Below are 21,556 nucleotides of genomic sequence, written 5' to 3' on the forward strand. Positions count from 1 at the left end.
GTCCGCGCAATCACCCACCGGTGCGGCGCCCACCCCCGCGGGGCCCCTGCGGCCCACCCGTGTGCCCGCCTGCGCGCGGGCCGCCGCCCACCTGTGCGAGCCACCGCCCGCGCTCCGCGCCCGTGTGGGCCTGTGGCCCGCCCGTGTGGGCAATCGTCCCGCAGGGCGGGACGGGTGGGCACACGGGACGGCGCCCATGCGGGCGCGTTCCGCACCTGTTCCTAGCCGCACCACGACGGCCCCGCATTCGTGGTGCGGGTCAAGGCACCGGGAGCCTAGGCCCGGCAAGGGGCACCGTTCCGTTGTGCCCACCCGTTCCGCCCCAGCGGAACGAATGCCCACAACGGGGGCGGCGACAGGCAGGCCCGAGCGGGCACCGCCCCAGCGGGGCGAAGGCCCAGCGGGGCGAAGGCCCAGCGGGGCGAAGGCCCAGCGGCGCGCCGCGCCCGGAAACGGGCCGGCACCGCCCCGGCGGGGCGCAGGCGCAGCCGCGACGCTCCCGCCGCGGTCAGGTCGTACGCAGGGCCCAGCCCCGTTCCCGCAGTGCCGCGCCCAGGACGGGCGCCGCGGAAGGGGTCACCATCAGCTGGACGAGACCGGCCTGCTGGCCCGTCGCGTGCTCTATGCGGACGTCCTCGATGTTGACGCCGGCCCGGCCTGCGTCGGCGAAGATGCGGGCCAGCTCGCCGGGCTGGTCGCTGATGAGGACGGCGACGGTCTCGTACACGGTGGGGGCGGCGCCGTGCTTGCCGGGGACGCGGGCGCGGCCGGCGTTGCCGCGCCGCAGCACGTCCGCCACGCCGGAGGCGCCGTCGCGGCGCTTGGCGTCGTCGCCGGACTGGAGGGCGCGCAGGGCCCGGACCGTCTCGTCGAGGTCCGCCGCCACGCCCGCGAGGACGTCGGCGACGGGCCCCGGGTTCGCGGAGAGGATCTCGACCCACATGCGGGGGTCGGACGCGGCGATCCGGGTGACGTCACGGATGCCCTGCCCGCACAGCCGTACCGCCGTCTCGTCGGCCTCCTCCAGGCGGGCCGCGACCATCGACGACACCAGCTGCGGCGTGTGCGAGACCAGCGCGACGGCCCGGTCGTGGGCGTCGGCGTCCATGACGACGGGGACGGCCCGGCACAGGGCGACCAGTTCGAGGGCGAGGTTGAGGACCTCGGTGTCGGTGTCCCGGGTCGGGGTGAGCACCCACGGCCGGCCCTCGAAGAGGTCGGCGGTGGCGGCCAGCGGCCCGGAGCGCTCCTTGCCGGACATCGGGTGGGTCCCGATGTACGTGGTGAGGTCCAGGCCCAGCTGCTCCAGCTCCCGCTTGGGTCCGCCCTTGACGCTGGCCACGTCCAGGTAGCCGCGGCCGAGGCCCGACCGGATCGCCTCGGCGAGGGTGCCGGCCACGTGCGCGGGCGGGACGGCGACCAGGACCAGGTCCACCGGACCGTCGGGCGCCTCGTCGGTGCCGGCGCCGAGCGCGGCGGCCGTCCGGGCCTGGGCCGGGTCGTGGTCGCGCAGGTGGACGGTGACGCCCCGGCCGGCGAGGGCGAGCGCCGCCGAGGTGCCGATCAGGCCGGTTCCGATGACGAGCGCGGTTCTCACTGGGCGATGTCCTTGCGCAGGGCGGCCGCGGCGCCGAGGTAGACGTGCGCGATCTTCGACTTGGGCAGGTCCGACTCGACGTGGGCGAGGAGCCGTACGACCCTCGGCATCGCACCGGCGATGTCGAGTTCCTGGGCGCAGATGAGCGGGACGTCCACGATGCCGATGCGGCGGGCGGCCGCGGCCGGGAAGTCGCAGTGCAGATCGGGCGTGGCGGTGAACCAGATGCTGATCAGGTCGTCCGCGCTCAGGCCGTTGCGTTCGAGCACGGCGGTGAGCAGCTCCTCGACCTGCTCGTGCATGTGTCCGGCCTCGTCCCGCTCCAGCTGGACGGCGCCTCGGACGGCTCGTACCGCCACCTCGTACTCCTTCGCCTGCGTCAGTGCTCCGACCAGCCTAGTCAGGTCCGCGCACCGGCGGTCGCGGCGCCCGCCCTCCGAGACGGCGAGCGGGCGGCGGGCGGGCCGGGTCCGACGGGCGGGGGCGCCGGGGTACAACTGTCGGATGCTGCTGCACGTCGTACCGCTGGACGAATGGTCCGCCGATCCCGGCCGTCCCTATGCCCCGCCGTCCCTCGCCGCCGAGGGCTTCGTCCACTGTTCCCCGGACGAGACGGCCGCCCTCGCGATCGCCGACGGCCACTACGGGAGCGTGGCGGGACCGCTCCTGGTCCTGGTGATCGACGAGACGCGGCTGGCCGGCGAGGTCCGCTGGGAGGGCTCGCGGGACATGCTCTTCCCCCATGTGTACGGGCCGATCGAGCGGTCCGCGGTGACGGCGGTCCTGGAGGTGCGGCGGGACGCGGACGGCCGTGCGAGGGAGCTGACGCCCTGGGCGTAGGCGTGTTGCGGTACGGGCGCGGGGCGCGCGGCCAAGCTGGTCGGCATGACGACTTCTGACGCCCTGCCCCGTCGTACGGCGCTCCTCGCCGGAGCGGTCCTGGTCTCCGGCTGTGGGGGCGGATCGGACGGCACGAAGGAGGAGCCCGCGCCCTCGTCCCCGGCCGGATCGCCCGCCACGCCTTCCGCGCCCGCCGAGTCCCCCGCCACGCCCCCCGCGCCCGGTGAGGCGCTCGCCCGCACGTCCGAGATCCCGGTCGGCGGCGGAAAGGTCTTCAAGGACGAGAAGGTCGTGGTGACCCAGCCCCGGGCCGGGCAGTTCAAGGCCTTCTCCGCGGTCTGCACCCACCAGGGCTGTCTCGTGGACAAGGTCGCCGACGGCACGATCGACTGCCCGTGCCACGGTTCGAAGTACCGGGTCGCGGACGGTTCGGTCGCCGCCGGGCCGGCGCCCCGCCCGCTGCCGGCCGAGACTATCGATGTGTCGGCGGACACCATCACTCTGGCCTAGCCTGTCGCGCATGACTCCCGAGGAACTGGTGCGCGACCACACGATCTACTCCTGTGTCATGGGGTCGCGCGCGTTCGGTCTGGCCACCGAGGACAGCGACACCGACCGCAGGGGCGTGTTTCTCGCCCCCACCCCGCTGTTCTGGCGGTTCGACAAGCCGCCGGCCCATGTGGAGGGTCCTGCCCCCGAGCAGTTCAGCTGGGAGCTGGAACGCTTCTGCGAGCTCGCCCTGCGCAACAATCCGAACGTCCTGGAGTGCCTCCACTCCCCCGTCGTCGAGCACGCCGACGCGACCGGCCGCGAACTGCTGTCGCTGCGCGACGCGTTCCTCTCCCGCCGTTCGCACGCCACCTTCGTCCGTTACGCGAGCGGCCAGCGCCGCAAGCTCGACGCCGACGTCCGCCAGTACGGCGCCCCGCGCTGGAAGCACGCCATGCACCTGCTGCGCCTGCTCACCAGCTGCCGCGACCTGCTGCGCAGCGGCGAGCTCCGGGTCGACGTCGGCGAGCACCGGGAGCGCCTGCTCGCGGTGAAGCGCGGCGAGGTGGCCTGGCCGGAGGTCGAGTCCTGGATGAACCGCCTCCAGGACGAGGCCGACCACGCCCACACCACCAGCCCCCTCCCCGAGGCCCCGGACACCCCCCGCATCGAGGACTTCCTGGCCCGCGCCCGCCGCGCCTCAGCCCTGCGCGTGCTGGAGGCGGACCCGCACCACGAGATCGTGCAGGGCGCCGAGGGCGTCCGTCTCGTCGCGGAGTCCTGAGGCGGCCTGGGCCGCGTCCAGGACCTCGTGGAGCCGCTCCACCTCCCCGCGTACGTCCTCCGTCGCCACCGTCGCCGGCCCGTGCTCGGCGGCGGCCTTCGCCTCGATCAGCTCGGGCAGACGGGCGGGTGCCTCGGGCACCTGGGCGGCGAGCGTCGGCAGATGGGCCTGGATCTCGCCGGACCGCATGAGGTGGATGCCGGTGAGCAGCGCCCGGTAGGTGTAGAGGAGCGGCTTGAGTTCGCCGCTCCTCTCGAAGAGCCGCCACTGGGTGCCGGCGAAGCCCCGGTAGTGGTGGGCGTGGCGGGAGGTGACCACGTCCGGCACGTGGGAGCACAGTTCGGCGTGCGGGGCGGAGGTGTGGGCGACCAGCGGTGAGGTGAGCTGTTCCAGGACGTAGCCGTTGCGCCGGAGCATGAGCCGGACGAACTTCCGCAGGTCGTGGGTGACCAGGTCCATCTCCACCCCGTCCCGGTCCCACATGCGCGTCCGGGTCTCCTCCGGCTCGCGCAGGCCGATCAGCCCCGCGACCGGCAGCAGGTGCACGCCCCGCAGGTCCACGTCGGAGTCGCGGGAGGGAAAGCCGTAGAGGTGCGCGCCGGAGACGGTGGCGAACAGCAGGGGGTCGGGCTGCTCGGCGACGACGGCGGACAGGTCGAGGCCGGGCAGCCCGGCGTCGGACAGGTCGAGGCCGGGCAGCCCGGCGTCGGACAGGTCGGCTGCGGACACCTTCGGGTGCGTCATGGGTTCACGCGTCCCAGAGCGCGCCGAAGGCCAGCAGTTCGTCGCGGTACTCGACGCGTTCCGCCCACTCCTTCGGCCAGGCGTCCGCGCCCAGGTGGGCACCGGCGAAGGCGCCGGCGAGGGCGGCGATCGAGTCGGAGTCGCCGCGGGTGCAGGCGGCGCGGCGCAGGACGGTGAGGGGCTCGTCGGGGAAGAGCAGGAAGCAGAGCAGGGCGGTGGCGAGCGCCTCCTCGGCGATCCAGGCGTCGCCGGTGTACGTGCAGGGGTCGAGCTCCGGGTCGGCGGTGCGCTGGACGGCGTCCAGGCGCTCCAGGACGGCCAGGCACTCGTCCCAGCCGCGCCGGATGAAGTGCGGGGCACTGGGGTCCTGGGAGCGGGTCCACAGGTCGCCGAGCCAGCGCTCGTCGTAGCGGGAGCGGTTGTCCAGCGCGTACGAGCGGAGCTGCCCGACGAGCCCGGTGGGGTCCGCGCCCTGGGCGAGCAGGTACACCGCGCGGGCGGTCAGGTCGGAGGCGGCCAGGGCGGTGGGGTGGCCGTGGGTGAGGGCGGACTGGAGCTGGGCGGCGCCGGCCCGCTGCTCGTCGCTCAGACCGGGCACCAGGCCGATGGGCGCGACCCGCATGTTGGCGCCACAGCCCTTGGAACCGACCTGGCTGGCGTCCTGCCAGAGCCGGTCCGTCGACAGCAACTGGCACGCCACCATGCAGGTGCGGCCGGGGGCCCGGTTGTTCTCCGGGGACCTGTACCACTCCACGTACTCCTCCCGCAGCGGCCGGGCGAGCCGCGGCGGAGTGAGGGCACCCCGGTCCGTGGCGGTGCGGATGCCTCGCGCGAAGGCGAGGGTCATCTGGGTGTCGTCCGTGACGCGGCCCTTCTCGGGGAGCGCGAGGTCCCGCCACGGTCCGTACCAACGGGTGATCGTCGCCACGTCGATGAACTCCGTGGGCAACCCCAGCGCGTCGCCGAGCGCCAGCCCGATCAACGCCCCCGTCGCGGCCCTCTTGGTGGTGCCGTTCGTCATGCCGTCCGTCCTTCCGGTCGCAGCAGTGGCGGGTGCAGGGTCGTGGCCTCGCCCGCCCGGTAGAGAGCGGCCGGTTTCCCCCGTCCGCCGGTGCGGCGCGGTGGTGCCTCGACGGGCCGGACGAATCCGGGGGTGGCGAGGACCTTGCGCCGGAAGTTGGGGCGGTCGAGCGTGACGCCCCAGACCGTCTCGTACACCTGCCGCAGCTCGCCGAGGGTGAACTCGGCCGGGCAGAAGGCGGTGGCGAGACAGGTGTATTCGAGCTTGGCGCCGACGCGTTCGCGGGCGTCGGCGAGGATGCGGTCGTGGTCGAAGGCGAGGTCGCGGACGTCCTCGTACGGCAGCCAGCGGGCCTGCGCCGCGTCGCCGCCGCCGCGCGGCTCGGGCAGGTCGGGGACGAGCGCGGTGAACGCGACGGAGACGACCCGCATCCGGGGGTCGCGGTCGGGTTCGCTGTAGGTGCGCAGCTGTTCCAGGTGGAGCCGGGCGGCGGTGTCCCCGGACAGGCCGGTCTCCTCGGCGAGTTCGCGGCGCGCGGCCCGCTCGGCGGACTCGTCGGGCAGGACGAAGCCGCCGGGCAGTGCCCAGGCGCCGGCGTAGGGTTCCTGGCCGCGCTGGACGAGCAGGACGTGCAGGCGTTGCTCGCGGACGGTGAGGACGGCGAGGTCGGCGGTGAGGGCGAAGGGCTCGAAGGCGTACTTGTCGTAGCCGTCGGGCGCGGGATGCGCGGTGCTCATCGGCGTTCCGGGAGGGGGTCGGTGAAGTGCCAGCCCTCGGTGAGGAGCGCGTCCACGGCGGCGACGGCCGTGGCGAGGCGCTCCTCGTGGGGACCGGTGAGGACGACGGTGCGGCGGCCGGTGTGGGCGAGCTGGGTGAGGAAGCGCGCGGTCATCCAGGGCCTCAGGTGCTCGCCGTCGCGCAGTCCGTCGTCCTCGAAGTCGACGCCCCGGTGGTCGGTGAGCAGCCACAGGTGCTGGCGGCCCCGGGCGGCGATCTCGCCGGTGCCGGGGCTGGTGGTGCCCATGTACCGCTCGTGCCAGATGGTGGTGGCGAAGGCGTCGGTGTCGCAGATGAGCACGGGCGATCCGTCGCGGGCGGCCTCCTCCTCCAGTTCGGCCTGGCGCAGGGCGATGACGGGGAAGTCCGTGGAGTGGAAGGCGACGTCGGACCAGGTGGCGTCCGGCTGTTCGGCGCGGAGTTCGGCGAGCTTGAGCTCGCTGTACGCGCGTCCGTACTCGGGGACGCAGCGGGTGCCGGCCCACACGCCGCCGCGTCGCCGGTAGTGGTCGGCGAGGGCGAGCGCCAGGGTGGTGGTGCCGGTGGACTCGGCGCCGAGGACGACGACGCGGCGGGTGAGGGCGGCCCGTACGGGGGCCTCCAGCCGGTCCCAGTGGGCGACCGGGTCGGCGCGCACGGCCGTGCCGGAGACGGGGTGGCGGAGCCGGTGGGGGTCGACGCAGACGGAGGCGGCGCCGAAGCGGCGGGCGAGCTCCTCCCCGTACGGCTCGGAGGTGAAGACGGCGTCGACGGTCTCGGGCACGGCGGCCCGGAACACCGCCATGTGGGCGTCCCACACCTCGGGGTCGTGGAGGTCGACGGGGTGGTCGTCGACGGCGCCCACGACGAGGGCGTCGGGGTGGATCTCGCGCATCCAGGCGACGCGGTCGGCGAGGGGCACGGATTCGACGGAGGAGGCGCAGACGAGCACGGTGAGGCGGTCGCACCGCTCGCGCGCGGTGCGGACGAGGTGGTGGTGGCCGGCGTGCGGCGGATAGAACTTGCCGAGGACGAGGCCGTGTCCGAAGCGGGTCATGCCGCGGCCTCCCGGACGTGGAGGGGACGGGACGCGATGTCCCGGTGCCAGCCGCGCAGGCCGATGACGCAGAGCGCCATGAAGCCGACGTACAGCACCGAGGTGAGGTAGAGCTCCTTGTACGCGTACAGGGGCACGTACACGACGTCGGCGGCGATCCAGAGCCACCAGCATTCCAGCCGCTTGCGGCACTGGCCGTAGGTGGCCATCAGGGACAGGGCGGTCGTCAGGGCGTCCCAGAAGGGGACGTTCGAGTCGGTGGCCCGGTCGAGGAGCAGGGTGAGGGCGAGGGTCCCCACCGCCCCCGCCGCGATCAGCCAGGTCCATTCGGTGCGGCTGGTGCGCCGTACCGGAAGGGCCTGGGTGGCGGAGCCTGGTCCACCCCCGTGGGTCCAGGTCCACCAGCCGTAGGCGGCGAGGGCGATGAAGACGATCTGGAGGCCGGCGTCGGCGTAGAGCCCGCTCTGGGTGAAGAGCAGGACGAAGAAGACGTTGTTGGCGATGCCGATCGGCCAGTTGGCGAGGTGCTGACGGGCGACGAGCCAGACGCAGAGCGCCCCGCTCCCGAAGCCCAGCACCTCGGTCCAGGAGACCGGGGTGTCGAGGAGCGTGAAGAGCGGCTGCTGGAGCGGGTCCAGGACGTTCGCGAGACTCATGCTCGCCTCCCTTTGAGCCCTTAAGAGTCAGGGTGACTATAAAAGGCGACGGGGCTCGACCACAAGTACGAAAAAGGCCCGCGACCGCCGGTGTGGCGGTCGCGGGCCCTTCGCTCCCCTCAGGGAGTGACCGCGGGGTGGCGGGGGTGGCTACAGGCCGACTTCCTTCATCAGCATGCCGACCTCGGTGTTGCTCAGGCGGCGCAGCCAGCCCGACTTCTGGTCGCCCAGGGTGATCGGGCCGAAGGCGGTGCGGACCAGCTTCTCCACCGGGAAGCCCGCCTCGGCGAGCATGCGGCGCACGATGTGCTTGCGGCCCTCGTGGAGCACGACCTCGACCAGGTAGTTCTTGCCGGTCTGCTCGACGACCCGGAAGTGGTCGGCGCGGACGTAGCCGTCCTCCAGCTGGATGCCGTCCTTGAGCCGCTTGCCGACCTCGCGGGGCAGTGGACCGGTGATGGCGGCCAGGTAGGTCTTCTTCACGCCGTACTTGGGGTGGGTGAGACGGTGGGCCAGCTCGCCGTGGTTGGTGAGCAGGATGATGCCCTCGGTCTCGGTGTCGAGCCGGCCGACGTGGAAGAGCCGGGTCTCGCGGTTGGTGACGTAGTCACCGAGGCACTGGCGGCCGTCGGGGTCCTCCATGGTGGAGACGACCCCGGCCGGCTTGTTCAGCGCGAAGAACTGGTACGACTGGGTGGCGACGGTCAGGCCGTCCACCTTGATCTCGTCCTTCTCGGGGTCGACCCGCAGGCCCTGCTCCAGCACGATCTCGCCGTTGACCTCGACGCGGGCCTGCTCGACCAGCTCCTCGCAGGCGCGGCGCGAGCCGTAGCCGGCGCGCGCGAGCACCTTCTGCAGGCGCTCGCCCTCCTGCTCGGCGCCCGGGAAGGTCTTCGGGGTCTTGATCTCGGGCTTGTTCGCGTACCGCTCGCGGTTGCGCTCCTCGGCGCGGGCGTCGTACTCGCGCGAGCGCGCCGGGGCGGTGCGGCCGCCACCGCGCTTGGGTGACTGCTTGGGACCGCCCTTGGCACCGCCGCGGGCGGCGTCGCCGCGACCGCGCTTCGGGCCGTCGGAGGGGCGCCCGGCCAGGCCGTCGACGTCGTAGGAGCGCTCCTCGGGGCGGGGCCGGCGCGGGCGGCCGGCGCTCTGGCCGCGCTCGTCGCGGCTGTTGCCCGCACCCCTGTAGTTGCCGCGGCCGCCGCTCTTGGCACCACGGCTCCCGCCGTTGTTTCCGCTGTTCCTGCCGCTGCTGCTTCGCATCAAACTTCCGTCGTCTACTCGTTCTCGTCTGCGTCCGGCTCGCTTGCGTCCGGATCGAACGACGGAACGCCCTCCAGGGAGTCCGGCTCGACCGCTTCCGCCTCGGGGAGGAAGGGGGCGAGCTCCGGGAGTTCGTCCAGGCCGCGCAGGCCCATCCGCTCCAGGAAGTAGTTCGTCGTCCTGTACAGGATCGCACCTGTTTCGGGTTCCGCGCCCGCCTCCTCCACCAGACCCCGCTGGAGGAGGGTGCGCATGACCCCGTCGCAGTTCACTCCGCGCACGGCGGAGACGCGGGACCGGCTGACCGGCTGGCGGTACGCGACGACCGCCAGGGTCTCCAGGGCCGCCTGGGTGAGCCGGGCCTGCTGGCCGTCCAGGACGAAGGCCTCGACGGCGGCCGCGTGGGCGGCACGGGTGTAGAACCGCCAGCCGCCGGCGACCCGGCGGAGCTCGAAGCCGCGGCCCTGGACGGTGTACTCGTCGGCGAGCTCGTTCAGGGCGTCGGCGACCTCGCGCGGGGTGCGCTCGAGGACCTTGGCGAGGTGGGCCTCGGTGGCGGGTTCGTCGACGACCATGAGGACGGCTTCGAGGGCGGGCTTGAGATCGCTCATCGGGCGTCCTCCTGGGGGGCTTCCTGGTCGAACTCGTCGGTGACGGCGGTGGCCGCGGCGTCCGTCTCGCCGCCGGTCCAGGAGACGGTGAGGTCGCCGAGGGCGGTCTCCTGGTCGAGGGCGACGGCCTTCTCGCGGTAGAGCTCCAGGAGCGCGAGGAAGCGGGCGACGACGGTGAGGGTGTCGTCGGCGCCCTCCACGAGCTCCCGGAAGCTCAGGGTGCCGCGCTCGCGCAGCAGCGCGACCACGACGGCGGCCTGCTCGCGCACGCTGACCAGCGGGGCGTGGATGTGGTCGACGTACACCTGCGGCCTGGCCTTCGGCTGCATGGCTTTGACGGCGAGTTTGGCGAAGCCCTCGGCGCCGATGGAGATGACTACCTCGGGCAGCAGCTCGGCGTGGTGCGGCTCGAGCCCGACGGTCCGGGGGTGGCGACGCCCCTCCGCCTCCCACCGCTCGGCGAAGATCTCGGCGATCTTCTTGTACGCGCGGTACTGCAGCAGCCGCGCGAACAACAGGTCCCGCGCCTCCAGCAGGGCCAGGTCCGCCTCGTCCTCCACCTCGGCGGCCGGCAGCAGCCGCGCGGCCTTGAGATCGAGCAGGGTCGCGGCGACCACGAGGAACTCGGTCGTCTGGTCGAGGTCCCAGTCGGGCCCCATGGCCCGGATGTGGGCCATGAACTCGTCGGTGACCTTGGAGAGGGCGACCTCGGTGACGTCCATCTTGTGCTTGGCGATCAACTGCAGCAGCAGATCGAACGGCCCCTCGAAGTTCGCCAACCGCACGGTGAACCGCCCGTCGGCACCCACGGGGGGCGCGGGCGCGCCCGTGGCGGGCGCCGTCGGACCACCGGGCTCGCCCGACGCGCCCCCGGACCCCACTGCCTCCGGCAGGGCGCTCGGGACGGCCTCCAGCCGCGGCCCGTCCAGGACAGAGTCCGGTACGGAGTCCTGCTGGGCCCTGCCCGGCACGACCTCCGATACGAAGTCCTGCTGGGCCCTGCCCGGCACGACCTCCGACACGGAGTCCAGCTGGAGGGCCCTGTCCGGTACGGCGACCGGCTCTGCGTCATGCCGCGGCCCGGCCGGGAGGCCGTCCTGCTGCTCCGCGTGCGGCGCCTCGCCCGCCTCGTACTGGCCTTCCAGGCCCTCCGAGCCGTCCCGGTCGGCGTCCGGCCCCGCCCCGGCCTCCGTGGCCGCCCTGGCGGCCTCCAGGCGCTCCCGCGGCCCCTCGGGCCCGTCGGGGCCTTCCGAGCCGCCCGGGCCGTCCACGCGCTCCGCACCGGCCTTCGAGGCGGCTGAGGCCCGTGCGCCCGCCGAAGGCGCCGGCACGGGTCCGTGCGGTTCGCGCGGCTCCGGCCGCTCCCCCGCCGTCGGTGACGCCGGTGACGGCGACGCGCCCGGGCCCCGGCCCAAGGCGCGGCGGCGGGGAGGGCGGGACGTTTCGTCAGGGGGTGGGGGCATGGGGATGGTCCTGGTGGAGCGGGGGTGGCGGGAGCCCGCAGGCTACCGTCAGCGGCCGCGCAGGCGGCGCACGAGGATGCTCGCGTCGCCGCGGGACTCCAGGTCCGCCAGGACCACGGCGACCGCCTCGCGGACGATCCGGCCGCGGTCGACGGCGAGGCCGTGCTCGCCGCGCAGCACCAGACGGGCGTGCTCCAGGTCCATCAGCTCCTCGGCGGAGACGTAGACCGTGATCTTCTCGTCGTGGCGCTCGCGCCCGCTGGGGCGCCGGTTGGTGGTGCGGCCGCCCCGCCGCCGGGCGGCGGCCGGGGCCGCGCCCTTGGCGGCCTCCGGCTCCGGCGTCCGGGCGCGCGGCTCGGCCGCCTCCGAGTCCGCCGCGGCGTGCTCACTCGTGCCCGGGCCCTCCGCTCCCGCCCCCGCGGCCGAGTCGCTCTCACCCGCGGGTGACGGAACGGTCCGGCGCGGCGAGGACGCCTGGAGCGCCGTCCCACCGGTCGTACGGAACAGTTCGTCGGCGCCGGGGAGACTCACTCGGCGTGACACCGGGCGAGCACCTCCCTGGCGAGCTGACGGTAGGCGGCGGCGCCCACGGAGTTCGAGGCGTACGTCGTGATGGGCTCGCCGGCGACCGTGGTCTCCGGGAAGCGCACGGTCCGGCCGATCACCGTGTGGTACACGTGGTCGTCGAAGGCCTCGACGACGCGCGCGAGCACCTCGCGCGAGTGCACCGTCCGCGAGTCGTACATCGTGGCGAGGATGCCGTCGAGCTCCAGCTCGGGGTTGAGCCGCTCCTGGACCTTCTCGATGGTCTCGGTCAGCAGGGCCACTCCGCGCAGCGCGAAGAACTCGCATTCCAGCGGCACGATGACCTTGTGAGCGGCCGTCAGGGCGTTCACGGTCAGCAGGCCGAGCGAGGGCTGACAGTCGATCACGATGTAGTCGTAGTCGTTCATCAGCGGCTTGAGCGCCCGCTGGAGCGTGGACTCGCGCGCGACCTCGCTGACCAACTGCACCTCGGCGGCCGAGAGGTCGATGTTGCTCGGCAGCAGGTCCATGTTGGGCACGGCGGTCTTGAGCAGCACCTCGTCCGCCGACATCCCCCGCTCCATGAGCAGGTTGTAGACGGTGAGGTCGAGCTCCATCGGGTTCACGCCGAGACCGACCGACAGGGCACCCTGCGGGTCGAAGTCGACGAGCAGCACCCGGCGTCCGTACTCCGCGAGCGCCGCGCCCAGGTTGATGGTCGACGTGGTCTTGCCGACGCCGCCCTTCTGGTTGCACATCGCGATGATCTTCGCGGGGCCGTGGTCGGTCAGCGGGCCCGGGATCGGGAAGTACGGCAGGGGCCGTCCGGTGGGGCCGATCCGCTCGCGGCGCTGGCGGGCAGCGTCGGGCGCGAGGGTGGCCGCGTACTCCGGATCGGGCTCGTACTCGGCGTCGGGGTCGTAGAAGTGCCCCTCGGGCACCTCGTCATAGGCGGCGAAGTGGGTGGACTCTCGGCCCATCTCGTTGCCGGCCGTGGCGTTCACGTGTAGGCCGTCCGTCATCTTCATCGTATGGGCTGGCGTCATGGGCTGGTGCGTCGCGAAGGTCCGCACCGCGACGGAGCCGATCGGGGCTCCTGGCTCCGCACCCCCGGGAGTAAATGTCGACTCATTCACAAGTCGTCTTACCTCCTTGGATGTGACCAGGAACATTTATCGATAGGTCAGCGTGGCACCATGCCGACGGTTGGCGACTCTATGGCGTGTCACCGCTCCGCAGCAACACAATCCGCCGGACCCGGCCCGATGTGTCGGCGACCGAACACCCCGCTGTCAAGGGTCCGCACGCAGGGAACCGCACGTTTCGGGGCTGCGCGAAACGGTTAAAGAGTTACGTTCGAGGCGAGTTGACCAGGCGTCGGAACGTGGCCGGACACACATCGGGCCGGACCTCGCGTAGCAAGGTCCGGCCCGGTGCATGAGGTTGACGGTACGGGTTGACCGACCGTTTCTGCGGCCGCGCCGCAAGCCTCGTGAGGTCAGCCCAGCAGGCTGCTCAGCTCGACGTGGTCGTAGCCGTGGGCCTCGGCGACCTCGCGGTAGACGACCTTGCCGTCATGGGTGTTGAGGCCCTTGGCGAGCGCGGCGTCGCGGCGCAGCGCCTCGGCCCAGCCGTTGTTCGCCAGCGACACGATGTAGGGCAGCGTGGCGTTGGTGAGGGCGTAGGTGGAGGTGTTCGGGACCGCGCCCGGCATGTTGGCGACGCAGTAGAAGACCGAGTTGTGGACCTGGAAGGTCGGCTCGGCGTGGGTGGTCGCGTGGGAGTCCTCGAAGCAGCCGCCCTGGTCGATGGCAATGTCGACAAGGACACTTCCGGGCTTCATCTTGGCGACGAGCTCGTTGGTGACCAGCTTCGGGGCCTTGGCGCCCGGGATGAGGACGGCGCCGATGACGAGGTCGGCCTCGATGACGGCCTTCTCCAGCTCGTAGGCGTTGGAGACGATCGTCTTCACCTTGGTGCCGAAGATCTTGTCGGCCTCGCGGAGCTTGTTGATGTCGCGGTCGAGCAGGGTCACGTGGAAGCCCATGCCGACGGCGATCTGGGTGGCGTTCCAGCCGGACACGCCGCCGCCGATGACGACGCACTCGCCGGCGTGGGTGCCGGGGACGCCGCCGGGGAGCACGCCGCGGCCGCCGACCGAGCGCATCAGGTGGTAGGCGCCGACCTGCGGGGCCAGGCGGCCCGCGACCTCGGACATCGGGGCGAGCAGCGGGAGCGCGCGGTTCGCGGTCTCGACCGTCTCGTACGCGATGGCGGTGGTGCCGGACTCCAGCAGGGCGTCCGTGCACTCCTTGGATGCGGCGAGGTGCAGGTAGGTGAAGAGGGTCTGGTCCTTGCGGAGGCGGTGGTACTCCTCCGCGATGGGCTCCTTGACCTTGAGCAGCAGGTCCGCGGTGGCCCAGACCTCGTCGGCGGTGGCGAGGATCTCGGCACCGGCGGCGACGTACTCCGCGTCGGTGATCGAGGATCCGACACCGGCGTTCTGCTCGATGAAGACCTGGTGGCCGTTGCGGACGAGCTCGTGGACACCGGCAGGGGTGATGGCCACGCGGAACTCGTTGTTCTTGACCTCGCGGGGGATGCCGACCTTCATCGTCGATCACGGTCCTTGAATCAGGGGGGACAACGGGGGGTGTGCTGCGGTGTGGCAGAGCCAGTGGTCCTGACAAAGCCATACATACCCGGAAGCTCTACGGCGCACCGGGACAGACCGCGATCCAACGCGGCGCACCCAGTCTAATGAAGGAGTTCCCCCTGTCTAGCCTTTCAAAGTATTAATCTTCGCCGAACCCACTGCGGATTTCGTAGGCGGAGGGGTCGCTTCCAAGGAGTCTTTCCGAGGCGGACCGGTGCAGCCGGGCGGCCGCCGGGTCGCCGAGCCGGTCCAGGGTGTCGGCCAGCCTCAGCTGCAGCGCCGCCTGAAGCCGTACGTCCCCGGCCCGGCGGGCCCATTCGACCGCCTCCTCGCAGGTGCGCAGGCACTCGTCCGGCCGGCCCGCGTACTCCTGGACCCGGGCCGCCTCGCTCAACGCCCGTGCGTAGCCCGGGAGATCGGCGAGCCGCCGGTAGCCCGCGGCGGCGGCCCGCCAGTTCCGCAGCGCCTCCCCGTAACGCCCCGCGTAGGTGTGCACCGCGCCGAGCCGGCCGTAGAGCCGGGCCTGGTCGGCACGCTCGTCCCGGGCGAGACGCTGGGCCAGGGCCCGCCCGTACCAGTCACCGGCCCGCTGCCAGTCACCCAGCTCCTGATAGGCCCCACCTACGGATTCCATTGCGCGGCCGGTCGCGTACGGATCATTTGCTTCTCTTCCGGCATCCAAAGCCGACCGATATCGCAGCAATGCGTCCTTGGTGCGACCGGTCCTCGCATCGAGGTCGGCCAGGTTCAGCAGGGCCGCGGCCCGCTCGCGGTGCAGCCCGCGCCGCTCGGCGACGTCCAGGACCAGCCGGTGCAGCCCGTACAGATCGGGGGCGGCGGCCTCGGCGCCCCGGTGCGCGGCCAGCGCCCGCACCAGGGCGGCGATCAGCCGGCGGGCCAGGGTGTCGAGCTCCCCGTCGGCGACCGCGAGCCGGGCGGAGGCCAGCAGCACGGGCCGGCGGCTGTCCAGCCAGGCCCCGGCGGTGACGGTGTCGGGAAAGCGCAGGGCCCGGGGCAGTCCGGCGAGCCGGCGCCGGGCCGGCGAACCCTCGGGCTCGGTGACCGCGCGGCCCGACTGCAGCAGCCGTACGGTCCGCTCCAGCATCCGGGCCCGGGCGAGCTGCACCTCGGCCGGCCGGTCGTGCTCCTCCAGCTCGGCCCGGAGCAGCGGCATCAGATACCCCGGCACCTGGTACTGCCCGTCGCCGTCGGGGATCTCCCGTACGAGTCCCAGCGCGGTGAAGTCGGCGAGGGTGGTCGCCGCGGCGGAGACGGAGCAGCCGGCCAGGGCGGAGGCGGTGTGGGCGTCGGCCCGGCCGAGCGGGGCCAGGGCGAGGTGTCGCAGTATCCGGGCGGCCGGCTGCGGCAGGGACTCGTGGACCAGGGCGAAGGCGCGGGAGACCGGGTCGCCGGAGAGGGCCCGCAGCCGTTTGGTGAGGTCGGCCACCGATGCCTTGGGGCGGGCGGCCAGCCAGCCGCCGGCCAGGACGAGGGCGCCGGGCAGTCCGCCGCACTCCTCGGCCAGGCTCTCGGCGGCCTGCGGGTCGACGGTGACGCGGACGGAGCCGGTGAATCCGGTGAGCATGTCGATCGACGACTTGGGGTCGAGCCCGCCGACGGTGCAGGGCCGCACGTCCGGGATGCCGGTGAGCGGGCCTCGGGCCACGCCCACGACCAGGGTCTCGGGGTTGTCGGGCAGCAGCGGGTCGACCTGCTCGGCGTCGACGGCGTCGTCGAGGAGCAGCAGCGCCCTGCGGTCGGCGAAGGCCTCGCGGACCAGGGCGGCGAGCTCGTCCTCCGCGGCGCCGGGCGGTTCGGCGACGCCGAGGGCGGCGAGCAGGTCCTGGGCGGCCCGGGCGGTGGGCACCGGCTCGCCGCCGGGTTCGGTGAGGCGGGTGCGGAACACCCCGCCGGGGTAGCCGTCGGCGAGCGAGGCGATCAGTTCCTCGGCGAGCGCGGTCCGCCCGGAGCCGGGCTTGCCCGCGATCAGCAGGACCCGGGCGCGGGGTGCCTTGCGGCCGGTCAGGGTGTCGAGCCCGGTGCGTTCGATGTCCGCCCGCAACGCCTTCAGTTCCCGCTGGCGGCCGTAGAACTGTGAGGCGCCGACCTCCTCCAGACCTCGTCCGGGGGTACCCCCAACCGCCTGATCCGTCACGGGCCACGCTCCCGTCCACCTGCGCACGCCGATCCCGCGGGGGTCTCCGCACGGGCGATCACGAGCGTAGTTCAGCGGGCAGCGCTTACCCGGCGGAGCGCGGCGGACACGTCCCCCGATCGGATCACTGGATTGTCCGACCGGTCGGCCGCGGGCGTCACGGGCCCGCGCTCCCTCGCCCCCGGCTCCGGCCTACGCCGCGAAGGGCCGTGCCGGCCAGGGCGCCTCCGCGGGTCGCAGCGCGTCCAGGCCGTCGCCCGTGCGCGCGGCCATCAGCGACAGCACGCCCACCACGAGGCAGTTGTTGTGGAGCTCGCCGGCGAGGACACCGCGCACCAGGTCCGTGAGCGGCACCCGGGCCAGCTCCATGTCGGCCTCCTCCTCGGCGACCTCGAAGCGGTCGCCCTCCGCCTCGGACAGGTCACGGGCGAGGAAGATCCGTACGGCCTCGTCGCAGCCGCCGGGCGTGGTGTACACGTCGGCGAGCACCCGCCAGTCCTCCGCCTTGACGTGCGCCTCCTCGTACAGCTCGCGCTGCGCCGCGTGCAGCGGGTTCTCGCCGGGCACGTCGAGCAGACCGGCCGGGATCTCCCAGAGCTTCTGCCGCACCGGGTGCCGGTACTGCTTGAGCAGGACGACCCGGTCCTGCTCGTCGAGGGCGACGACCGCGACCGACCCGGGGTGCACCTGGTAGTCGCGGTGGACGACCGAGCCGTCCGGCATCACCACGTCGTCCGTGCGGACACTCGTCTTGTTGCCCGTGAAGGGGGTGGTGGTGGCGACGACCCGCCACTCCTCCGGGGTGTCCTGCACCTGCATCAGCTGTCCTCCCACTGCCCGTCTGCGAAAAAACCGGGGTACGCGTCCCGGAAGGGACGCGTACCCCGGCAACGTTAACCCCAGCGGGCTACTCGGCCGACTTGCCCGTCTTGCGCTCGACGGCCGCCTTCACCAGACCCGCGAAGAGCGGGTGCGGGCGCGTCGGGCGGGACTTGAGCTCCGGGTGCGCCTGGGTGGCGACCAGGTAGGGGTGGATCTCACGCGGGTACTCGACGAACTCGACGAGCTTGTTGTCCGGGGAGGTGCCCGAGAAGACCAGACCGGCGTTCTTCTCCAGCTCCGCGCGGTAGGCGTTGTTCACCTCGTAGCGGTGGCGGTGGCGCTCCTCCACGTACGGCTGGTCGCCGTAGACCTCGCGCACGACCGAGCCCTCGGCGAGCTTCGCCGGGTAGAGGCCCAGGCGCATCGTTCCGCCCAGGTCGCCGGCGCCCTCGACGTACGCCAGCTGCTCCTCCATCGTCGAGACGACGGGGTGCGCGGTGGCCGGGTCGAACTCGGTGGAGTTGGCCTCGGGGATGTCGGCCAGGTTCCGGGCGGCCTCGATCACGATGCACTGCAGGCCGAGGCAGATGCCGAGCAGCGGCACCTTGTTCTCCCGGGCGTAGCGGATGGCGCCGACCTTGCCGGAGACACCGCGGTCGCCGAAGCCGCCGGGAATGAGGATCGCATCGCAGTCGCCGAGCTGCTTCTCGGCGCCGGCCGGGGTCTTGCAGTCGTCGGAGGTGACCCACTTGACCTTGACCCGGGCCTTGTTCGCGAAGCCGCCGGCCCGCATGGCCTCGGTCACCGAAAGGTAGGCGTCGGGCAGGTCGATGTACTTGCCGACGAGCGCGACGGTGACCTCGTGCTCGGGGTTGTGGACGCGGTCCAGGAGGTCCTCCCAGACGGTCCAGTCCACGTCGCGGAAGGGCAGGTCGAGCTTGCGGACGACATAGGCGTCCAGGCCCTCGGTGTGCAGCACCTTCGGGATGTCGTAGATCGACTTGGCGTCGATGGCGGCGACGACGGCGGCCTCGTCCACGTCGCACATCAGCGAGATCTTGCGCTTGATGGCGGTGGGGACGTCACGGTCGGCGCGGAGCACGATGGCGTCCGGCTGGATGCCGATGTTGCGCAGCGCGGCGACCGAGTGCTGGGTCGGCTTGGTCTTGAGCTCGCCGGAAGGGCCGATGTAGGGGAGCAGCGAGATGTGCACGACGAAGACGTTGTCGCGGCCGACCTCGTGGCGGACCTGGCGGACGGTCTCCAGGAACGGCAGCGACTCGATGTCGCCGACGGTGCCGCCGACCTCGGTGATGACGACGTCGACGTCGTCGGTGGCCATGCGGCGGATGCGGGACTTGATCTCGTTGGTGATGTGCGGGATGACCTGGACGGTGTCGCCGAGGTACTCGCCGCGCCGCTCCTTGGCGATGACCTGCGAGTAGACCTGGCCGGTGGTGACGTTGGCCGAGCCGTCGAGGTCGACGTCGAGGAAGCGCTCGTAGTGGCCGATGTCCAGGTCGGTCTCGGCGCCGTCGTTGGTGACGAACACCTCACCGTGCTGGAACGGGTTCATCGTGCCCGGGTCGACGTTCAGGTACGGGTCGAGCTTCTGCATCGTGACCCGCAGGCCCCGGGCCTTGAGGAGCGCACCCAGGCTGGAGGCGGTCAGGCCCTTGCCGAGGGAGGAGGCGACACCCCCGGTGACGAAGATGTGCTTGGTCGTCGTGGTGTTGGGCGGCATCGCCAAGAGGGGGCTCCCGTGGTCGCGTTCTGGAGGTGCGTTCCGGCGGCCCCTCGGGAAGAATCGGGGGGTGCCGTCGCTGCGGTTTCGGGGTCTTCGGCTCTCGCCGTTTCCCACCGGTCCACGGGGTACCAGGGTATCAGCGACATCGGGAGACCGCTTCCGGCCACACGGGGCAGTCGGGTGCATACGCACCGCGACACGCCGGGTCCGGAACGACTCCCACCGGGACCATGACCGGGGCGTCGGTCGGCACCGAGGCCGGTGCCGGCGGCTCGGCCTGGGCTGTGCACGGCTCAGGTCAAGACCCTTTCACCCGATCGGGTCAGTGCCGTTACAAGATCGGCGCCACCGGTCACTAGGGTGCGTCGTATCCTGCTCGGACACGCGCTGCCGAGCCGGACCGGCACGGCACCACCCCCGCCCGTCAACCGGACCAAGAGCTCGTCAACGATCCCTTGACCCGCTGACCTGTAGGAAACGCCCCGCGGGGCGGACGTGGCCGTTCGATCTGGAGTGAAGCACGTGGCCGGGCGCATCGAGGATTACGCACTCATCGGAGACATGCAGACCGCTGCCCTGGTCTGCCGGGACGGCAGTGTCGACTGGCTCTGCCTGCCCCGCTTCGATTCGCACGCCGTCTTCGCCGGACTGCTCGGCACCGAGGAGCACGGCTTTTGGCGGGTCGCCCCGGCCGGGCCCGACGGCGCCCCGGCGCCCCATGCCGACCGGCGCCGCTACCGGGGCGACTCGCTCGTCCTGGAATCCGAGTGGGACACCCCGCGCGGCACGGTCCGGGTGACCGACTTCATGCCGCCCCGCGACGGCGCGCCGCAGCTGATCCGCATCGTGGAAGGGGTCAGCGGCCGGGTGCCGATGCGCTCCGCGCTGCGGATGCGCTTCAGCTACGGCCGGATCGTGCCCTGGGTGCACAAGGTCGGCGACCGCACGGTCGCCGTCGCCGGGCCCGACTCGGTGTGGCTGGACACCGACGCCGAGACGCACGGCGAGCATCTGACCACGTACTCCGAGTTCACCGTCTCCCCCGGCGACCGGATCACCTTCACGCTGTCCTGGCAGCCCTCGCACAAGGAGCCGCCGCCGCTGCCGGACCCGGAGGGCTCGCTGGAGGCGACCACCGACTTCTGGCGCGAGTGGGTCGAGCACTGCACGTACCACGGCCCCTACCGCGAGGCGGTGGTCCGCTCGCTGATCACCCTGAAGGCGCTCACCTACGCGCCGACCGGCGGGATCGTGGCCGCGCCCACGACCTCGCTGCCGGAGGAGATCGGCGGCGTACGGAACTGGGACTACCGCTACACCTGGCTGCGGGACGCGGCGATCACCCTGTCCTCGATGCTGCGCACCGGCTACCGCGAGGAGGCCCGCGCCTGGCGGGACTGGCTGCTGCGCGCGGTCGCGGGCGACCCCGAGAACCTGCAGATCATGTACGGCATCGCCGGCGAGCGGGAGCTCGGTGAGGCGGAGCTCGACTGGCTGCCGGGCTACGAGAACTCCGGCCCGGTCCGGGTCGGCAACGGGGCCGCCAACCAGCTCCAGCTGGACGTGTACGGCGAGGTCACCGAGGCCCTGCACCTGGCGCACATGACGGGCCTGTCCCGCAACGACTACGCCTCGCTGCTGCAGATCAAGCTGATCAACTATCTGGAGACCCACTGGGACCAGCCCGACGAGGGCATCTGGGAGGTGCGCGGCCCGCGCCGGCACTTCGTGCACTCCAAGGTGATGGCCTGGGTGGCGGTGGACCGGACGATCAAGCTGATCGAGTCCGGCGACGCCGACGGCCCGCTGGAGCGCTGGAAGGAGCTCCGGGACGAGATCCACCGGGACGTCTGCGAGAAGGGTTACGACAAGGAGCGCAACACCTTCACCCAGTCCTACGGCTCGCAGGAGCTGGACGCCTCGCTGCTGCTGATCCCGCAGATGGGCTTCCTGCCGCCGGACGACAAGCGGGTGATCGGCACGATCGAGGCGATCCAGCGGGAGCTGTCCACCGAGGACGGCTTCGTGCTGCGCTACCCGACCGCCGGCGAGGAGGCGGGCGTGGACGGCCTGGAGGGCGACGAGGGCGCGTTCCTGGCGTGCTCGTTCTGGCTGGCCGACGACCTGGCGATGATCGGCCGGGTCGACGAGGCCCGCCGGCTCTTCGAGAAGCTGCTCGCGCTCCGCAACGACCTGGGTCTGCTCGCGGAGGAGTGGGACCCGAGGCTCCAGCGGCAGGTGGGCAACTTCCCGCAGGCCTTCAGCCACGTTCCGCTGATCGACACGGCGCTGCGGCTCACGGCCTCGGGCGCGTACGGCGGCTGACGCTCCGGACGGCGGGGTCGGGGGGCCGGACCTACGATGAAGGTGTCC

20 protein-coding genes are annotated in these 21,556 nt (G+C 72.5%); 4 read left to right on the forward strand and 16 right to left on the reverse strand.

Translation table 11 applies throughout. From position 1 onward, the window contains the following. Positions 1 to 508 precede the first annotated feature (508 nt). Both ACFY7C_RS33175 and aroH read right to left on the reverse strand, forming a co-directional pair. A complete protein-coding gene (locus ACFY7C_RS33175; RefSeq protein ID WP_389658020.1) occupies positions 509 to 1,597 on the reverse strand; it encodes a prephenate dehydrogenase in 1,089 nt (362 codons plus the stop codon). Beyond that, the gene (gene aroH / locus ACFY7C_RS33180; protein ID WP_389658023.1) at positions 1,594 to 1,956 is read right to left on the reverse strand and encodes a chorismate mutase; all 363 of its coding nucleotides are present in this window, start codon (positions 1,954 to 1,956) and stop codon (positions 1,594 to 1,596) included. Before aroH ends, ACFY7C_RS33175 begins: the two co-directional genes overlap by 4 nt. A gap of 145 nt (positions 1,957 to 2,101) precedes the next feature. Between aroH and ACFY7C_RS33185 the strand changes: the two genes are divergently transcribed. The 3 genes from ACFY7C_RS33185 to ACFY7C_RS33195 are packed head-to-tail and all read left to right on the forward strand — an operon-like array spanning position 2,102 to position 3,710. Then, positions 2,102 to 2,437 (forward strand): DUF952 domain-containing protein, encoded by a 336-nt coding sequence (locus tag ACFY7C_RS33185; RefSeq protein WP_389658026.1) that lies wholly within the window; start codon positions 2,102 to 2,104, stop codon positions 2,435 to 2,437. A 45-nt stretch (positions 2,438 to 2,482) separates the two neighbouring features. After that, a complete protein-coding gene (locus ACFY7C_RS33190) occupies positions 2,483 to 2,947 on the forward strand; it encodes a Rieske (2Fe-2S) protein (RefSeq protein WP_389658029.1) in 465 nt (154 codons plus the stop codon). A 10-nt stretch (positions 2,948 to 2,957) separates the two neighbouring features. After that, on the forward strand, positions 2,958 to 3,710 hold the full coding sequence (locus tag ACFY7C_RS33195) for a DNA polymerase beta superfamily protein (RefSeq protein WP_389658032.1): 753 nt from the start codon (positions 2,958 to 2,960) through the stop codon (positions 3,708 to 3,710). Here ACFY7C_RS33195 and ACFY7C_RS33200 read toward each other — a convergent pair. The 14 genes from ACFY7C_RS33200 to ACFY7C_RS33265 form a co-directional block, all read right to left on the reverse strand. After that, positions 3,627 to 4,454: a DNA polymerase beta superfamily protein gene (locus ACFY7C_RS33200; RefSeq protein ID WP_389658035.1), complete on the reverse strand. Its 828-nt coding sequence runs from the start codon at positions 4,452 to 4,454 to the stop codon at positions 3,627 to 3,629. The genes ACFY7C_RS33195 and ACFY7C_RS33200 overlap by 84 nt on opposite strands. Before the next feature lie 4 nt (positions 4,455 to 4,458). Then, entirely contained in the window at positions 4,459 to 5,475 is a 1,017-nt protein-coding gene (locus ACFY7C_RS33205) for an ADP-ribosylglycohydrolase family protein (protein ID WP_389658038.1), read from the reverse strand. Further along, a complete protein-coding gene (locus ACFY7C_RS33210) occupies positions 5,472 to 6,212 on the reverse strand; it encodes an NUDIX domain-containing protein (protein WP_389658041.1) in 741 nt (246 codons plus the stop codon). Before ACFY7C_RS33210 ends, ACFY7C_RS33205 begins: the two co-directional genes overlap by 4 nt. Then, a complete protein-coding gene (locus ACFY7C_RS33215) occupies positions 6,209 to 7,288 on the reverse strand; it encodes an AAA family ATPase (RefSeq protein WP_389658044.1) in 1,080 nt (359 codons plus the stop codon). The genes ACFY7C_RS33210 and ACFY7C_RS33215 overlap by 4 nt, the downstream gene beginning before the upstream one ends. Beyond that, a complete protein-coding gene (gene pnuC / locus ACFY7C_RS33220) occupies positions 7,285 to 7,944 on the reverse strand; it encodes a nicotinamide riboside transporter PnuC (RefSeq protein WP_389658047.1) in 660 nt (219 codons plus the stop codon). The genes ACFY7C_RS33215 and pnuC overlap by 4 nt, the downstream gene beginning before the upstream one ends. A 150-nt stretch (positions 7,945 to 8,094) precedes the next feature. Next, positions 8,095 to 9,204 (reverse strand): pseudouridine synthase, encoded by a 1,110-nt coding sequence (locus tag ACFY7C_RS33225; RefSeq protein WP_389658050.1) that lies wholly within the window; start codon positions 9,202 to 9,204, stop codon positions 8,095 to 8,097. 14 nt (positions 9,205 to 9,218) lie between these two features. Further along, a complete protein-coding gene (gene scpB, locus ACFY7C_RS33230; RefSeq protein WP_389658053.1) occupies positions 9,219 to 9,815 on the reverse strand; it encodes an SMC-Scp complex subunit ScpB in 597 nt (198 codons plus the stop codon). Then, the gene (locus tag ACFY7C_RS33235) at positions 9,812 to 11,278 is read right to left on the reverse strand and encodes a segregation/condensation protein A (protein WP_389658056.1); all 1,467 of its coding nucleotides are present in this window, start codon (positions 11,276 to 11,278) and stop codon (positions 9,812 to 9,814) included. Before ACFY7C_RS33235 ends, scpB begins: the two co-directional genes overlap by 4 nt. Positions 11,279 to 11,326: 48 nt before the next feature. Then, entirely contained in the window at positions 11,327 to 11,821 is a 495-nt protein-coding gene (locus ACFY7C_RS33240) for a hypothetical protein (protein ID WP_389658059.1), read from the reverse strand. Further along, positions 11,806 to 12,831, reverse strand: coding sequence for a ParA family protein (locus ACFY7C_RS33245; RefSeq protein WP_345492490.1), 1,026 nt, complete (start codon positions 12,829 to 12,831; stop codon positions 11,806 to 11,808). Before ACFY7C_RS33245 ends, ACFY7C_RS33240 begins: the two co-directional genes overlap by 16 nt. Before the next feature lie 470 nt (positions 12,832 to 13,301). Further along, positions 13,302 to 14,417, reverse strand: a complete 1,116-nt coding sequence (ald, locus tag ACFY7C_RS33250) for an alanine dehydrogenase (RefSeq protein ID WP_389658062.1) — start codon at positions 14,415 to 14,417, stop codon at positions 13,302 to 13,304. Positions 14,418 to 14,598: 181 nt separating this feature from the next. Next, positions 14,599 to 16,614, reverse strand: coding sequence for a tetratricopeptide repeat protein (locus ACFY7C_RS33255; RefSeq protein ID WP_389658065.1), 2,016 nt, complete (start codon positions 16,612 to 16,614; stop codon positions 14,599 to 14,601). A gap of 192 nt (positions 16,615 to 16,806) precedes the next feature. Beyond that, positions 16,807 to 17,433, reverse strand: coding sequence for an NUDIX domain-containing protein (locus ACFY7C_RS33260; RefSeq protein ID WP_389658068.1), 627 nt, complete (start codon positions 17,431 to 17,433; stop codon positions 16,807 to 16,809). A gap of 88 nt (positions 17,434 to 17,521) precedes the next feature. Next, complete coding sequence (locus tag ACFY7C_RS33265; RefSeq protein ID WP_389658071.1) at positions 17,522 to 19,180, reverse strand: CTP synthase; 1,659 nt, start codon at positions 19,178 to 19,180, stop codon at positions 17,522 to 17,524. A 525-nt stretch (positions 19,181 to 19,705) separates the two neighbouring features. On the opposite strand from ACFY7C_RS33265, the gene ACFY7C_RS33270 reads away from it, so the two are divergent. Further along, positions 19,706 to 21,508 carry a glycoside hydrolase family 15 protein gene (locus ACFY7C_RS33270; protein WP_389658074.1) on the forward strand — a complete coding sequence of 601 codons (1,803 nt, stop codon included), beginning with the start codon at positions 19,706 to 19,708 and terminating at the stop codon, positions 21,506 to 21,508. Positions 21,509 to 21,556: the final 48 nt, after the last annotated feature.

This window comes from Streptomyces sp. NPDC012769 (genome assembly GCF_042901205.1).
Classification (GTDB): domain Bacteria; phylum Actinomycetota; class Actinomycetes; order Streptomycetales; family Streptomycetaceae; genus Streptomyces.